This is a genomic window from Nocardia africana NBRC 100379, assembly GCF_001612635.1.
GTDB classification, from domain to species: Bacteria; Actinomycetota; Actinomycetes; order Mycobacteriales; family Mycobacteriaceae; genus Nocardia; species Nocardia africana.
Genome location: NZ_BDAV01000012.1, coordinates 334,349 through 349,927, shown reverse-complemented (window position 1 = coordinate 349,927; position 15,579 = coordinate 334,349). Strand labels below are relative to the sequence as shown.

General features: G+C 69.0%; 9 protein-coding genes. 4 read left to right on the top strand and 5 right to left on the bottom strand.

All coding sequences use genetic code 11. The features are described 5' to 3' along the window. Positions 1 to 2: 2 nt before the first annotated feature. The 5 genes from NA3_RS22840 to NA3_RS22820 form a co-directional block, all read right to left on the bottom strand. Entirely contained in the window at positions 3 to 1,295 is a 1,293-nt protein-coding gene (locus NA3_RS22840) for a DUF58 domain-containing protein (RefSeq protein WP_062965657.1), read from the bottom strand. A 4-nt stretch (positions 1,296 to 1,299) separates the two neighbouring features. Next, on the bottom strand, positions 1,300 to 2,283 hold the full coding sequence (locus NA3_RS22835; RefSeq protein WP_062965656.1) for an AAA family ATPase: 984 nt from the start codon (positions 2,281 to 2,283) through the stop codon (positions 1,300 to 1,302). A 10-nt stretch (positions 2,284 to 2,293) separates the two neighbouring features. Then, entirely contained in the window at positions 2,294 to 3,364 is a 1,071-nt protein-coding gene (locus NA3_RS22830; protein WP_233427319.1) for a DUF4129 domain-containing protein, read from the bottom strand. Further along, positions 3,325 to 4,233 carry a hypothetical protein gene (locus NA3_RS38760; protein WP_128145020.1) on the bottom strand — a complete coding sequence of 303 codons (909 nt, stop codon included), beginning with the start codon at positions 4,231 to 4,233 and terminating at the stop codon, positions 3,325 to 3,327. The genes NA3_RS22830 and NA3_RS38760 overlap by 40 nt, the downstream gene beginning before the upstream one ends. A gap of 122 nt (positions 4,234 to 4,355) precedes the next feature. Then, the gene (locus NA3_RS22820; protein ID WP_227995422.1) at positions 4,356 to 6,311 is read right to left on the bottom strand and encodes a DUF4407 domain-containing protein; all 1,956 of its coding nucleotides are present in this window, start codon (positions 6,309 to 6,311) and stop codon (positions 4,356 to 4,358) included. Positions 6,312 to 6,626: 315 nt separating this feature from the next. Here NA3_RS22820 and NA3_RS22815 point away from each other — a divergent pair, with 315 nt between their 5' ends. From NA3_RS22815 to NA3_RS22800, 4 genes are all read left to right on the top strand, one after another. Beyond that, complete coding sequence (locus tag NA3_RS22815; RefSeq protein WP_062965654.1) at positions 6,627 to 7,358, top strand: chorismate mutase; 732 nt, start codon at positions 6,627 to 6,629, stop codon at positions 7,356 to 7,358. A 718-nt stretch (positions 7,359 to 8,076) separates the two neighbouring features. Further along, a complete protein-coding gene (gene gltB / locus NA3_RS22810; RefSeq protein WP_062965653.1) occupies positions 8,077 to 12,741 on the top strand; it encodes a glutamate synthase large subunit in 4,665 nt (1,554 codons plus the stop codon). A gap of 59 nt (positions 12,742 to 12,800) precedes the next feature. Beyond that, a complete protein-coding gene (locus tag NA3_RS22805; protein ID WP_062965652.1) occupies positions 12,801 to 14,270 on the top strand; it encodes a glutamate synthase subunit beta in 1,470 nt (489 codons plus the stop codon). A gap of 356 nt (positions 14,271 to 14,626) precedes the next feature. Further along, positions 14,627 to 15,550: a cutinase family protein gene (locus tag NA3_RS22800; protein ID WP_084491787.1), complete on the top strand. Its 924-nt coding sequence runs from the start codon at positions 14,627 to 14,629 to the stop codon at positions 15,548 to 15,550. Positions 15,551 to 15,579: the final 29 nt, after the last annotated feature.

The following is a 15,579-nucleotide window of genomic DNA, read 5'->3' as shown; positions in this document are numbered from 1 at the left end:
GCTCAGAGTGCTCCGGACCGTTTCAGTTCCAGGTACTCGTCGGCCAGCGCCTCCGGCACCCGCTCCGGCGCCGCGGCCACCACGTCGATGCCCTGGCGCTGCAGAGTTTCTCGCACGATCGCGCGTTCGGTGAGCAGATGTTCGGCGGCCGCGGCGGCATAGACCTCGGCAGCGGTGTCGCGCCGGGTCGCGGTCGCCGCGATCTCCGGATCGGTGACCGATACCAGCAGCACGCGATGCCGGCTGCTCAGCACCGGGAGTACCGGCAGCAGATTCTCTTCGACCATCGCCCCGTCCAGACTGGTGAACCAGACCACCAGGCTGCGGCGGCGGGTGTGGCGAACCGCGGTGCGGACCATCGCCGGGGTGTCGGCATCCAGCAGCGCGGGCACGACGCCCGAGAGGGCGTGCATCAGCTTGGGCTGCACGGCTTTTCCGCGTGCGCCCCGCACCTCGGCGCGAATCTCGCGATCGAAGGCCAGGAGATCGACCGTGTCCCCGGCCGCGGCCGCCAGTCCGCCCAGCAGCAACGCGGCCTCGATGGCGGTGTCCAGCCGCGTCTGCTCACCGAGCCGGGCGGCGCTGATCCGGCCGGTATCCAGCAACATCAGCACGTGGCGATTGCGTTCCGGCCGCCAGGTGCGAACGAGGACATCGCTCGCGCGGGCCGTGGCTCGCCAGTCGATGGAACGCACGTCGTCACCGGCCACGTACTCGCGGAAGGAATCGAATTCCGAGCCCGGACCGCGCAGAGTGGCGACCGATCGGCCGTCGAGATGGTGCAGTCGCTTCACCTTGGCAGCAAGGATCCGTTCGGTCCGAAACGGCGGCAGCGCACGAACCGTCGCGGGCACGGTGCGACGGAACTGCCGCCCCGCCAGGCCGAGCGGTCCGACCAAGCGAACCGTGACCGGCCCCGCGCTCCGATCGCCGCGGCGAGCCGGGCGGACGGTGGTGGCCAGCCGGGTGGTGGTGTTCGGCGGCAGACGCAACCGGTGGGTCTCGGCCGGCGCCTGCGCACTGGGTGGCCAGTCGTCCCACAGCTGCGCCCGCACCGCGCGGGCGCCGCGGTTCAGGACGGTCAGCTCGACGGTGGCGGTGTGGCCGACCCGGACGGTGGTGAGTGGCACCCGGGACAACTCGAGATCGTCGGCGCGACAGGAGATCACGTCGATCGCGACGAGGACGGCCAGCACACCCGTCAGCACGACGACGCCGGCCCAGGACGGCAGCGCGACACCGACGACCACCGCTGCCACCGCCGCGCAGACCGCGAGCCGACCCGTGACGATCATCGCGCTACACCGGAACCGGGACCGTGGCCAACACCGAGGACATCACGCCTTCACCGGTCACGCCGTCCAGTTCGGCCTCGGGACGCAGCTGCAGACGATGCCGCAGTGCCGTCACCGCAACGGTTTTCACATCATCGGGGGTGACGAAGGCGCGGCCGTTGAGCCACGCCAGGGCCCGTGCCGAGGCCAGCACCGCGGTCGCACCGCGCGGCGAAGCGCCGTGCTGGACCGCCGGTGAGGTACGGGTGGCGCGGCACAGATCGACGATGTAGGCCAGCACTTCCGGATTGACCGTCACCTGCGCGACGGCGGAACGTGCCGCCGCGATATGCGCCGCTCCGGCGACCGCCCGCACGCCCGCCGCATCCAGGTCACGCGGGTCGAAGCCGGCGGCGTGGCGCTGCAGGATCCGGAATTCGTCGTCCCGGCCGGGCAACCGGATGTCCACCTTGAACAGGAACCGGTCCAGCTGCGCCTCCGGCAGCGGGTAGGTGCCTTCCTGTTCGATCGGATTCTGGGTCGCGATCACCACGAACGGATCGGGCAGCGGCTGCGGGACGCCGGCCACCGACACCTGCCGCTCCTCCATCGATTCCAGCAGTGCCGATTGAGTTTTCGGCGGCGTGCGGTTGATCTCGTCGGCGAGCAGCAGGTTGGTGAAGACCGGCCCTCGGCGGAAGGTGAATTCGGCCGAATGCGGATCGTAGATCTGGGAGCCGGTCACATCGCCGGGCATCAGATCCGGAGTGAACTGCACCCGGGTGTGGTCGAGTTCCAGCGCCGCGGCCAGGGCGCGCACCAGCAGCGTCTTCGCCACGCCCGGAACACCTTCCAACAGCACGTGGCCGCGGCACAGCAGCGCGAGTACGAGGTACAGCACGGCGTGGTCGTTGCCGACGACCGCCTTGCCGATCTCGGCACGCACCTCGCCGAGCGCCCGGAGCGCCTGGTCGGCCGTGGGGGCGTGGTTGGTCTGCGCCGTTGTCATCCGGTCTCCGTCATCCTATTTCCGATTCGATCCAGTCCAGTTGTGCCGCCACGTGTTCCAATGCCGGGTCGTCGGCGACAGGGCCGTAGAAGGTCGCGGCGACGCGGCCGGGGTCGATGCCTGTCCGGGCTCCGATCACCGCGCTCACCTGCTCCGGCGCGGCGTCGGCGGGCACATTCACGCGACGCCGGATGCGCCGCAGCGTGGCCGCGCGCAATGTCGCGGCGACATGGTCGCGGTCCTTGCTCCTGCGGTAGAGCGCGGCCTGTCCCGCCAGCAGCTCACCGGCCGCCACCTGCACCGGGCGCGGCTCGCCGACCACGGCACCCCGGCGGCGGCCGCGCCACCAGACCACGACCGCGGCGAAGATCAGCGCCTGCAGCCCGCCGTAGGCCAGCCAGGGCGGTAGGCGCTGGAAGATCGAATCGCTGCCCTCGCCCACATCGGGTGGGCGGACATGCGGATGTTCGGGCGGCGGTGGTGAGTGCGGCTGCGTCGGGTGCGGCGGTGCCGTCGGTGCGGCGGCCAACCGGAACAGCAGATAGACGACCAGCGCGATGACGAGCGCGACCAGCACGAACGCCCAGAAACGCTTGTCGCGCAACAATTGTGGCAGCGGCGGCAACCGGCGGCGGTCACCGCGCCGGCGTTCCGAGCGCTGCTGTTCGACCGGGTCCGGAGGTGGCGGCGGCGCCAGCGAATAGTGGTCGGCCGCGGTGAGGCGCTGATATTCGTCCGGGGTGGCGGTGCGGCCGCCGTAGACGATCTCGTCGAAACTGTGTGCGGCGGAGTCGAATTCGGCCGACGCATCCGGAAGGGCATGTCCTGCGGCCGATGCGGTTTCGCGGGCCGTGCGCGAACGTTGGATCTCGAGGACGCCGCCCTGCTCGAGACCGCGTACGACGGCGCGGAACCGTTCGCGCAGTGCGGCATCGAAGTCGTGGTGCCCGGCGGCGGATTCGGCCGCGGCCCGGTGCTGGGCGGCCGCCCCGAGCGTCGGGGGTGGTGGCGCCGAGGGCCGATCCGCCCGTGCGTCGTCGGTCACCGTGCCGCCCGCCCGGTGGGTATCCGGATATCCCACCCCTCCCGGCCGCAACGCCGGTCGAGATGAACCACGACGGCGGTCGCCGCGTCCACGGCCGCGGCGAACGCCGAAATCAGCAGTGCCGCACCGGACAGCAGGGTGACGACCGCCCAGCGGTGGGTTCCGGAGATATCGGAGACAAAGCCCAGCAGTCCCGCGACCGGCACCGCCAGCACGAGCAGTACGCCGCGCAGATAGAGCCACAGTCCGGCCAGCGGCATCACACGTCCGGTGGCGAGCAGTTTCGCTCGCCGGACCGCGGCCGCGTACGGGATCGATTCGGCGAACAGGACCGGCACGATCAGCCATCGCGTACCGCGTATCCGGGCCAGCCAGATCACCGCCGGGATCAGCGTGACGATCAGCGGCGTACCGAGCACAAGGATGCCGATGCCGATCGACGTGGAGACCACCTGGTTCAGCAATAGCCGGCCCGACACCGGGAGCAGGCGCTCGGCGGCGGTGCGCGCGGTGATCGGCTGGTCGTGGACGACGGCCAGTCCGATCGGCACGGTCACGCCGACTATCCACAGCCGCAGCACCCATGCACAGCAGACTGTGGAAAGAATTGCCGCCCAGGCGGTTCCGGCGCTCGAGCCGTCGGTCGCGAGCGACACCAGTGCGGTGACCGCGGCGACGATGCCCAGGGCCGCGACGAGACCCGCACCCGCCAACCCGGCGATCGGCCGGATGCGATGCTGCAACACCGCGAAGGGCAGATCGGCCAACTCCCGCCACGACAGCGGTCGCACCGGGATTCGTTCGGCGTCGTCTCCATCGCCGGGGTCGCGGTCGTCGGCACCGCGCGGCGGCGCCACGCGGTGGGCGGACGATCGCCCTTCCCGATCGGTCACGACTGGAAACACGGGCCGAGTCTATCCAGGTACCCGGACGTATGACGGTTATCCGATCGGCCACCCGGCCGGTGACGCGACCGGCAGATCAGACCGGTCCGGCCGAATATCCCACGTCCGGTCGCCGGCTCCGGTCATTCGCCGCCGGTGCCCGGCGGCAGTTCGCGCGGGGCGCGGTAGCCGAGTTCGGTCGTGTCGCCTGCAGGGAGTTCGCCGTATCGCTCGGCGTCCGGCAGATCGGGGTGGGCGGCGGGATTCCGGTGCGGGAGCGCCGCGTAGCGCGCATAGCGCGGGTCGTGCCGGTAGGCGGCATAGCGCGGGTCGTGCTGGTAGGCGTCGTACGGGTACGAACCGGGGACCTGGAGGTAGGGCGGATCCGGCAGCGCGTGGCCCGGATGTGCGTAACCCGCCGCCGGATCGTGCGAATCCTCGGAGTTCACCGTCACCTTGCGGGTGCGTTTGAGGGTGAAGGTGATCTCCTCCGCCTCCTCGAAGACCTGACGGACGGTCCGCAGCGGGGCGGCCGCGGTGTCGATGGTCCGGTCGAGTGCGGTGGTGACGAAGCCGGGGACCAGCGGGCGGATCCAGCGCGCGGCGGTATCGGTGAACGGCACCGTACCGATCACCGGAAGTTCCAGCCCGCCACCTTTTTTCGCGTCCTCGCGCGCGGCGGGCACCGCGGCCGGCGCATGCGGCGCCAGGCCGGCCGAGGGCAGCTGTGCGGGCAGATTCCGTGCGGTCACGGTCGCCTCCTGTGACGGGTCGGTTCGGGCCGGGGATTCGGCGGCGGGCAAGGCGCCCGCGGTCGGGGAGGTCGCGGATGCGGTCTGCGCACCCGGCGGAAGGGCGGCCAGCGCTTCGAATTCGGCGACGGCCCGGCGCTGCGGTTCGGTGATGCCGATTTCCAGGTTGCCGATGGCCGCGATCACCCGCTTGCGCTGGCGTTCGCGGTCGATCGCGGTGTCGGCATGCAACGCCAGTTGTGCGGTGGCCACCCGGTGTTCGGCGCGTTGAATCGCGACCGCGGTGTCCGCTGCCCGCGCGGCGCGGTCGGCCTCGGCGTGCGCGGCCACGGCGCGGTCGAACGACGACTCGCCACGCCAGGACCGCAGCACCAGAGGCAGCAGGGCGAGCAGAACCCCGATCGCGATGGTGAGCAGGCGCAACAGCAGCGCGCCCGGATGTCCGGTGGTGTAGTCGTTCATGGCCAGCCAGCGCGCGCCCAGACCACGATCTCCGGTGTGGTAGGCGGCGGTGCGGGCCTGCTCCAGGGCGCTCTGACGGGTCGCGATCTCCGCATCCAAAGGCTGGACGCGCGCCTCGGCGGTGTTGAGCCGCCCGCGGGCATCGTCGAGCATCGCGTTGGCGGTTTGCGATTCCGGACCACGGCCGGGCACCCCGGTGATCTTGGTCTGGGGGCACTGCGGCGTCGGGTTGTACTCGCACCGGGCGACGACCAGAGCCTGATCCATATCGGCCTGCGCCCGGGCGATGGTCTGCGTGAGCGCGGCGCGTTCGGCGGCGGCGCGGTCGAGTTCCGTGCGTGCGGTGACCACGGACGCGGCGGAGTCGGCGTCGCGGCGGGACCGATCGTCGAGCGTACGATCGACGGATCCGGCGAGGATCACCGTGCTCGCCAGCTCGGCGACCAGGACGCCGGTGATTGCGGCGACCGCGATCCGCCCGATCCGATCGGCCCGGCCGCGACCCGCCTGAGCGGACAGTGGCGCGGTGGCCAGCGCTCGCGAGATCGCGCCGACCAGCAGTGTCGCCGGCAGCGCGACGATCACCACGACCGCGGCGGGCCAGTGCGCCGCCACACCGGCCGCCGCGACGACGATTCCGGACAGCACCGCGAACAGCAGCACCACCCCGCCGGTGACGGCGTACGTCGATCCCTCGTGCCGGTCGCCGCGGCCGGCTTCGGCGCCACCGAGCCAGGTCAGCATGGCGGCCGGGGACCGCCTCGCTCGCGGTTCGGTCGTGCGGGAGCCGGACACCGATGACCGGGAGGCGGCGGCTTGGGCGGTCGTGGGGCCGGATGCCGAACTTTCGGTGGCGGACTGTTCGAAGACGTGGGGATCGGTCAACGGATTCACATCCTCTGGGTCCCAATCGTTGTCGCCGCCGGGCGAAACGGTCGTTGCATCGTGGTCCGGGCGGTGGTGCCCCCACGCGCGGGCGGGACGGGTAATCCGCCGAGCGCCCTGCCGCGCGCAATCAGGTTCAGAGTGACAGGCCGAGCGGGGAACCACCGAGCGCGGCGGCATCGATGTGGTGAGCCTCACAGACGGTCGCGGAGTGAATCCCTACTCTCGGGTAGCGCGGCATCGATCGACACCATGGTGCGGCGGTGATAGGAGGGTGGAACGTTGCGAGCGACTCCGGGAGTCGGCATTCATCGGATGGGGGATCCCTATGCGGGCGACACCGACGACTCCCAGGCCGCGGCGGCGGCCGGCGCCCGCGGCGCACGGTCGCGATTCGATGGTCGCCGCGCACGCCGACGCACCCGTCTCGTCGCGGTCGCCGTGCTCCTCACCTCGGCATTCACGGTCGTGGCGCCGATGACCGTAGAGCGAGTACTTCCGCACGCGCAGGCGGCTCCCGCGCAGGAAGGCCCCTCGGTACTGAGTCCACTGGTGGAGTTGGTGCTGCGCCGCCTGAACACCGCCGATGCCGTCGCCGCCGCGAAATGGACCGCTTCGCAGCGGACCGGGCAGCCTCCCGTGGTCGACGATCCGGCGCGCGAGGCGCAGGTCTACGACGCGATGGCCGCGGCCGGCACCCGATCGGGGCTGCCGCAGGACTGGGTGCGGCAGGTGTTCACCGGGCAGATCGAAGCGAACAAGACCGTGCAGTACGGACTACTCACCCGGTGGCGGTTCGATCCGGCGGCCGCGCCCGCACCGGATGCGTCGGATCTGGCCGCCGTACGGCCGGTGATCGACGAGGTGAACGGCGAGATCCTGAATCAGCTGGCGGCTCACCGCGCCGTACTGGGCGCACCGGATTGTGCGGAGCAGCTCGCGGCCGCCGTGTTTCCGGTGCTGACCTCGGGCCGGGTCGATCCGCTGCACGGTGCCGCCCTGGTCCGCGCGACCGTAACGCTTTGTCCCGCAACGGATGTGAAATAAACCACAGTCATTCTCGATCTTGGTTTGCCGAGAATGTGCTGAACTCCACATTCGCAAACGATGCCGTACGGTCCGCACATTGGCGTGGCTTGTCGCTCCGCTATCCGGAATGTCTCCTCCGGGTGTCCGGAGAGTTAGCCGCCTTACACCCCGGTTTGCCGCCGCCGCATTCGGGGAAATCTGATTCGACGCAGGTGAGAGCGTTGCGCAGGACTGGGCTCCCAGCTCGTGGCCGATGCCCAGGCGCTATCGACGGCAGTGGCGAACGCGACTCAGCGATCCGCGTCGGCTGCTTTACACTGGAGAACGCGCAGGTAGTGGAGGACCGATGAAGATGCCCAGGTAGACGGAGTATTTAGCACAACCTAAGTTGGTTGGGCTCCGGTCCTGACTTATCGTTTGCTCTAAGTGTCGGACGTGAAATGTCCGACTCGTCGCCCGTACTCGGCCACGAGCCGTAAGCATCAGCCTAGCGGGCGAGCACGGCGCGGTGGGTAAGGAACTCCTCAGAGTTCCGCTACCACCGAGCACCCGACTACGAAACCGAAGCGGGTGGACAACTGGAGAGTTTGACTGCACGGGATGACCATCAGCGCCGCTGGTCGCCGCAACGTCCGGACGCAGTCTAGGCGGAGGCGTTTCGACGAGGGCCATCGGAAGAAGGCATCGAAATCGAAGGCCTCTTCGTTGAAGGCGCCTATTTCTTGAAGGCAGAGGCATGACGCAACTTCCTGGCCACAGGTCACCTGGACCGATCGGGCTCTATGACCCGGCGAACGAGCACGACTCCTGCGGTGTCGCGTTCGTCGTCGACATGCATGGCCGTCGTAGCCGCGACATCGTCGACAAGGCTATTACGGCACTGCTGAACCTGGAGCACCGCGGTGCTGCGGGTGCGGAACCCAACTCCGGTGACGGTGCGGGCATCCTGATCCAGCTCCCGGACGCGTTCTTCCGGGCCGCGCTGGCGGAGAGTGGTGCCACGTTCGAGTTGCCGCCGGAAGGCTCCTACGCCACCGGTATCGCATTCCTGCCGCAGGCCCGCCGCGAGGCCGCCCGCGCCTGCTACCGGGTCGAGAAGATCGTCAAGGAAGAGGGCCTGGCCGTTCTGGGCTGGCGCGAGGTTCCGATCGACGAGTCCTCCCTGGGCGCGCTGTCGCGTGACGCCATGCCGACGTTCCGGCAGCTGTTCATCGCCTCGCCCGCCGATTCGGCCGAGCAGCTCAGCGGAATGGATCTGGAGCGGCGTGCCTACGTCGTGCGCAAGCGGGTCGAGCACGAACTCGGCAAGCAGGGCGCCGGCGAGGGCGCGGTCGGCCGCGAGACCGTCTACTTCCCGAGCCTGTCCGGTCAGACCTTCGTCTACAAGGGCATGTTCACCACCCCGCAGCTGCGGGCGTTCTATCTCGACCTGCAGGACGACCGGGTGGAGTCGGCGCTGGGCATCGTGCACTCGCGCTTCTCGACCAACACCTTCCCGTCCTGGCCGCTGGCCCACCCCTTCCGCCGCGTCGCGCACAACGGTGAGATCAACACCGTCACCGGTAACGAGAACTGGATGCGCGCCCGCGAGGCGCTGCTGAACTCCGAGATCTTCGGCACCGACAGCGAGGGCAACAACCGGCTGGAGAAGATCTTCCCGGTCTGCACCCCGGGCGCCTCCGACACCGCGCGCTTCGACGAGGTGCTGGAACTGCTGCACCTCGGTGGCCGCAGCCTGCCCCACGCCGTGCTGATGATGATCCCGGAGGCCTGGGAGCGGCACGAGTCGATGGACCCGGCGCAGCGCGCCTTCTACCGCTACCACTCCATGCTGATGGAGCCGTGGGACGGCCCGGCCTCGGTGTGCTTCACCGACGGCACCGTGGTCGGCGCGGTGCTGGACCGCAACGGTCTGCGCCCCTCGCGGATCTGGGTCACCGAGGACGGCCTGGTCGTCATGGCCTCCGAGGTCGGCGTGCTCGACATCGAGCCGTCGAAGGTGGTCCGCAAGGCCCGTCTGCAGCCCGGCCGCATGTTCCTGGTGGACACCTCGCAGGGCCGCATCATCAGCGACGACGAGATCAAGTCGCAGCTGGCCGCCGAGCAGCCGTATCAGCAGTGGCTCGACGAGGGCATCATCAAGCTCGCCGAGCTGCCCGACCGTCCGCACGAGCACATGTCGCACGACCGCGTGCTCATCCGCCAGCAGATCTTCGGATACTCCACCGAGGAACTGAGCCTGCTGATCTCGCCGATGGCCAAGACCGGCGGCGAGGCGCTGGGGTCGATGGGCACCGATACGCCGATCGCGGTGCTGTCGTCGCGTCCGCGTCTGCTGTTCGACTACTTCGCGCAGCTGTTCGCCCAGGTCACCAACCCGCCGCTGGACGCCATCCGCGAGGAGGTCGTCACCAGCCTGCGCAGCACCATCGGCCCCGAGGCCGACCTGCTGCATCCGGGTCCGGAGTCCTGTCGTCACATCACGCTGACCCAGCCGATTCTCGACAACGACGAGCTGGCCAAGCTCGTCCACATCAACGACGACGGTTCGCGGCCCGAGCTGCGTTCGGTGGTCGTGCGCGGCCTCTACTCGGTGAAGAAGGGCGGCAAGGGCCTGCGCAAGGCGCTCGAGGCGATCAACGCCCAGGTGTCGGCCGCCATCGACGGCGGCGCGCGGATCATCGTGCTGTCCGACCGCGAATCCAACGAGAAGCTGGCGCCGATTCCGTCGCTGCTGCTCACCGCCTCGGTGCACCACCACCTGGTGCGCGAGCGCACCCGCACCAAGGTCGGCCTCGTGGTCGAGGCCGGTGACGCCCGCGAGGTGCACCACATGGCCATGCTGGTCGGCTTCGGCGCGGCCGCGATCAACCCCTACATGGCCTTCGAGTCGATCGAGGACATGCTCGAGCGCGGCGCGCTGGAGATGCCGGGCAGCACCGGCGACAAGGCGGCCGACTACGCCGCCGCCGTCAAGAACTACAACAAGGCGGCCGGCAAGGGCGTGCTGAAGGTGATGTCCAAGATGGGCATCTCCACCATCGCCTCCTACCGCGGCGCGCAGCTGTTCCAGGTCGTGGGTCTGTCGCAGGAACTGTGCGACCAGTACTTCACCGGCCTGACCTCGCCGCTGGACGGCATCGGTCTCGACGACATCGCCGCCGAGGTCGCCGCCCGCCACCGGATCGCCTTCCTGGAGAACCGCACCGAGCGCGCGCACCGCGAACTCGAGATCGGCGGTGAGTACCAGTGGCGGCGCGAGGGTGAGTACCACCTGTTCAACCCGGACACGGTGTTCAAGCTGCAGCACGCGACCCGCTCGGGTCAGTACTCGATCTTCAAGGAGTACACCAAGCTGGTCGACGACCAGTCCGAGCGACTGGCCTCGCTGCGCGGCCTGTTCAAGTTCAAGACCGAGGGCCGGCACGCGATTCCGATCGAGGAGGTCGAGCCGGCCAGCGAGATCGTGAAGCGCTTCTCCACCGGCGCGATGAGCTACGGCTCGATCTCCGCGGAGGCGCACGAGACCCTCGCGATCGCGATGAACCGCCTCGGCGGCCGTTCCAACTCGGGTGAGGGCGGCGAGTCGCCGGCCCGCTTCGAGCCGGAGGACAACGGCGACTGGCGGCGCAGCGCGATCAAGCAGGTGGCGTCGGGTCGCTTCGGTGTGACCGCGCACTACCTGACCAACTGCACCGATATCCAGATCAAGATGGCCCAGGGCGCCAAGCCCGGTGAGGGCGGTCAGCTGCCGGCGCACAAGGTGTACCCGTGGGTCGCCGAGGTGCGGCACTCGACGCCGGGTGTCGGCCTGATCTCGCCGCCGCCGCACCACGACATCTACTCGATCGAGGATCTGGCCCAGCTGATCCACGACCTGAAGAACGCGAATCCGCAGGCTCGGATTCACGTGAAACTTGTCGCGGAGCCGGGTGTCGGAACGGTCGCGGCCGGTGTGTCGAAGGCCCACGCCGACGTCGTGCTGATCTCCGGCCACGACGGTGGTACCGGCGCCTCGCCGCTGACCTCGCTGAAGCACGCGGGCGGCCCCTGGGAACTCGGCCTGGCCGAGACCCAGCAGACCCTGCTGCTCAACGGTCTGCGCGACCGCATCGTGGTGCAGGTCGACGGCCAGATGAAGACCGGCCGCGATGTGCTGATCGGCGCGCTGCTCGGCGCCGAGGAGTACGGCTTCGCGACCGCTCCGCTGGTGGTCTCCGGCTGCGTCATGATGCGTGTCTGCCACCTCGACACCTGCCCGGTCGGCGTCGCGACTCAGAATCCGGTACTGCGCCAGCGCTTCACCGGTAAGCCCGAATTCGTCGAGAACTTCTTCATGTTCGTCGCCGAAGAGGTGCGGGAGCTGCTGGCCTCGCTGGGTCTGCGCACGCTCGACGAGGCCATCGGCCGCGTCGACCTGCTCGACACCACCAGGGCCAAGGAGCACTGGAAGGCGAGCAAGCTGGATCTGTCGCCGATCCTCGACGACGTCGAGACGGCGTTCATGTACCAGGACCGCCGCTGCACCAAGACGCAGGACCACGGCCTGGACAAGGCGCTGGACAACCAGCTCATCGCCCAGGCGGCGGATGCGCTCGAGCGCGGCAAGCCGGTCAAGTTCGAGACCAAGATCACGAACGTGAACCGCACGGTCGGCACCATGCTCGGCCACGAGGTGACCAAGCTCTACGGTGGCGCCGGCCTGCCCGACGACACCATCGACATCACCTTCACCGGTTCGGCGGGCAACAGCTTCGGCGCGTTCGTCCCGGCCGGTATCACCCTGCGCGTGTTCGGTGATGCCAACGACTATGTGGGCAAGGGCCTTTCGGGCGGTCACCTGGTGGTGCGGCCGTCGCTGAACGCGCCGGAGTCCTTCGTCGCCGAGGAGAACATCATCGCGGGCAACGTGATCCTGTTCGGCGCCACCAGCGGTGAGGCATTCATCCGCGGTGTGGTCGGCGAGCGGTTCTGCGTGCGCAACTCGGGCGCCACCGCGGTGGTCGAGGGCGTGGGTGATCACGGCTGCGAGTACATGACCGGCGGCCGGGTCGTCATCCTCGGCGAGACCGGACGCAACTTCGGTGCCGGCATGTCGGGCGGTATCGCCTACATCTACAACCCGAACGGCACGTTCGAAGCCAACCTCAACACCGAGCTGGTGGATATCGAACAGCTCGAGGGCGAGGACTTCACCTGGCTGCGCGACGTGGTCGCGAGCCATCGCGACGCGACGGGTTCGGCGGTGGCCGAACGCATCCTGAGCGATTGGTCGCAGCAGGTGAACCACTTCGTGAAGGTTATGCCTCGCGACTACAAGAAGGTATTGCTCGCTATCTCCGAGGCCGAGAAGGCCGGGCGGGATGTCGACGAGGCGATCATGGAGGCCGCACGTGGATAACGTGAGACGCGTGCACAACGCACGGACGGCTGTGAGAGGCGAAAAGACGGAGGCCGCACGTGGGTGATCCACAGGGATTTCTGAAGCACACCAAGCGGGAGCTGCCCACCCGCCGTCCGGTTCCGCTGCGCCTGATGGACTGGAAAGAGGTCTACGAGGAGAACTACTCCCACCAGACCCTGCAGACCCAGGCCAGCCGCTGCATGGACTGCGGTATCCCGTTCTGCCACAACGGCTGCCCGCTGGGGAACCTGATTCCCGAGTGGAACGACCTGGTCTACCGGGATCGCTGGCGCGAGGGCATCGACCGTCTGCACGCGACCAACAACTTCCCGGAATTCACCGGGCGGTTGTGCCCGGCGCCGTGTGAGGCGTCGTGTGTGCTCGGCATCAACCAGGATCCGGTCACCATCAAGCAGGTCGAGGTCGAACTCATCGAGAACGCCTTCGACGAGGGCTGGGTGCAGCCGGTCTATCCGACCCGCCTGACCGGTAAGAAGATCGCGGTCGTGGGTTCGGGTCCGGCCGGTCTGGCCGCGGCCCAGCAGCTGACCCGCGCCGGCCACACCGTCACGGTGTTCGAGCGCGACGACCGCATCGGCGGCCTGCTGCGCTACGGCATTCCGGAATTCAAGATGGAGAAGCGCTTCATCGACCGCCGCCTGGCGCAGATGGAGGCCGAGGGCACCATCTTCAAGGCGGGCGTGAACGTCGGTGTCGACATCACCGCCGAGCAGCTGCGCGAGCAGTTCGACGCGGTGGTGCTCGCGGGTGGTTCCACCATCGCTCGGGACCTGCCGATTCCGGGTCGCGATCTGGACGGCATCCACCAGGCGATGGAATTCCTGCCGCTGGCCAACCGGGTCCAGCTGGGCGATCCCGTCACCGACGAGGAGGGCCTGCCGCGGATCCACGCCAAGGGCAAGAAGGTCGTCATCATCGGTGGCGGTGACACCGGCGCCGACTGCCTGGGCACCTCGCACCGCCAGGGCGCGGCCAGCATCCACCAGTTCGAGATCATGCCGAAGCCGCCGGCCGAGCGGGCCGAGTCGACCCCGTGGCCGACCTACCCGCTGATGTTCCGGGTCTCCTCGGCGCACGAAGAGGGCGGCGAGCGCGTCTTCTCGGTGAACACCGAGCGGTTCATCGGTGCGGACGGCAAGGTCACCGGACTGCAGGCGCACGAGGTCCGCAACGTCAACGGCCGCTTCGAGAAGGTCGAGGGCACCGACTTCACGCTGGAGGCCGATCTGGTCCTGCTGGCGATGGGCTTCGTCGGCCCGCAGAAGCCGGGTCTGCTCGAGGATCTCGGCGTGGGCTACGACCAGCGCGGCAACGTCAAGCGCGATAAGGACTTCCAGACCACCGTTCCCGGTGTCTTCGTCGCCGGCGACATGGGCCGTGGTCAGTCGCTGATCGTGTGGGCCATCGCCGAGGGCCGCGCCGCCGCGTCGGCGGTGGACAAGCACCTCGAGGGTGAGACCGCGCTGCCGGCGCCGATCGCTCCGACGGCGGTCGCCCAGCGCTGAGTCCCGGCAAGCGCCGGCTGTCGAACAATCGAAAAAACGAGGCGTCCACGGGCTTTCGAGCCCGTGGACGCCTGTCTTTCCGGCCCTGTACTGCGGAAACGCGTACCCGCGTCTCAAACACCGGAAATCGGACGGGATTTCGAGCTCGGATGGCAGTTCCTAGGTGCCGCCGTTATCCTGATCACCGGTATGTCGTAAGTCGTGCTCTTGGTCCGCGTCCGAACTCGTTCACGAGTTACGGGCGCGGGCGGCTTTTGCTTCGCCGGGAATTTACCGCGCGGCAATGTGGCGGCGGCATCATCAGCGGCGAATACATATGGGGAGCCCCGGCGAGGGCTGGCTTGAACTGGAGCAGCATGCGGTTGAAGAAGGTTGTCGCGGCCGCCGGGGCGGCAGTCGCGGTCCTGGCTGGAATGGCAGTGTCGGGTACCGCGATCGGAAGCGGTTCCGCGAGCGCGGATCCCGGTTGCCCGAGCCTGTACGTCGTCGCGATTCCGGGCACCTGGGAGACCGGTGATCACAAGCCCGATCACATGGTCGGCCCCGGCATGCTGTCCGGTGTGACGCGCGGCCTGCCGAGCTCGGCGGACGTCGACTACGTCAGCTACGCCGCGACCGCCTTCCCGTGGGAGGGCGATGTCTACGGCGCCTCCAAGAAGGAAGCGACCGACAACGCGCGCGGCCTCATCCAGGCGATGGCGGCCCGCTGCGCCGGTACGCATTACGCGATCGTCGGCTACAGCCAGGGTGCGGATGCCGCGGGCGATCTGGCCGCCGAGATCGGCACCGGCCTGGGCGTCGTTCCGCCGGACCGCGTTTCGGGTGTCGGCCTGATCTCCGATCCGCGTCGTTCGCCCACCGACGTCCAGGTCGGCCCGGTGGTCGGCGGCGCCGGCGCCGGTGGCCCGCGCGTGGGTGGATTCGGCTTCCTCAGCGACCGGGTCCGCACCATCTGCGCGGCCGGCGACCTGTACTGCTCCACCGAGGACACCGACTACGTCACCCGCTTCGCCGGCTTCCTGGCGCAGGCCTCCGGTGCGAGCGCGGCCAACCTGTGGCGCTACCAGCTCGAGGCGGGTTCGATCATCGGCGACCTGATGGCGCACGGCGGTGTCGCGGCCCTGCAGTCGCAGCTCACCGACGACGCCAACCAGCAGCGGGTGGAACAGCTCCAGCACTTCTACCAGTCCGGCACCCACACCTCCTACGGCAGCTATTCCGTGGGCGGCGGCCAGACCGCGATCTCCTGGATGCACAACTGGATCGCCGGAATGGCATGAGCCGGTGATTCGCCCGTGAAGGCCACCCC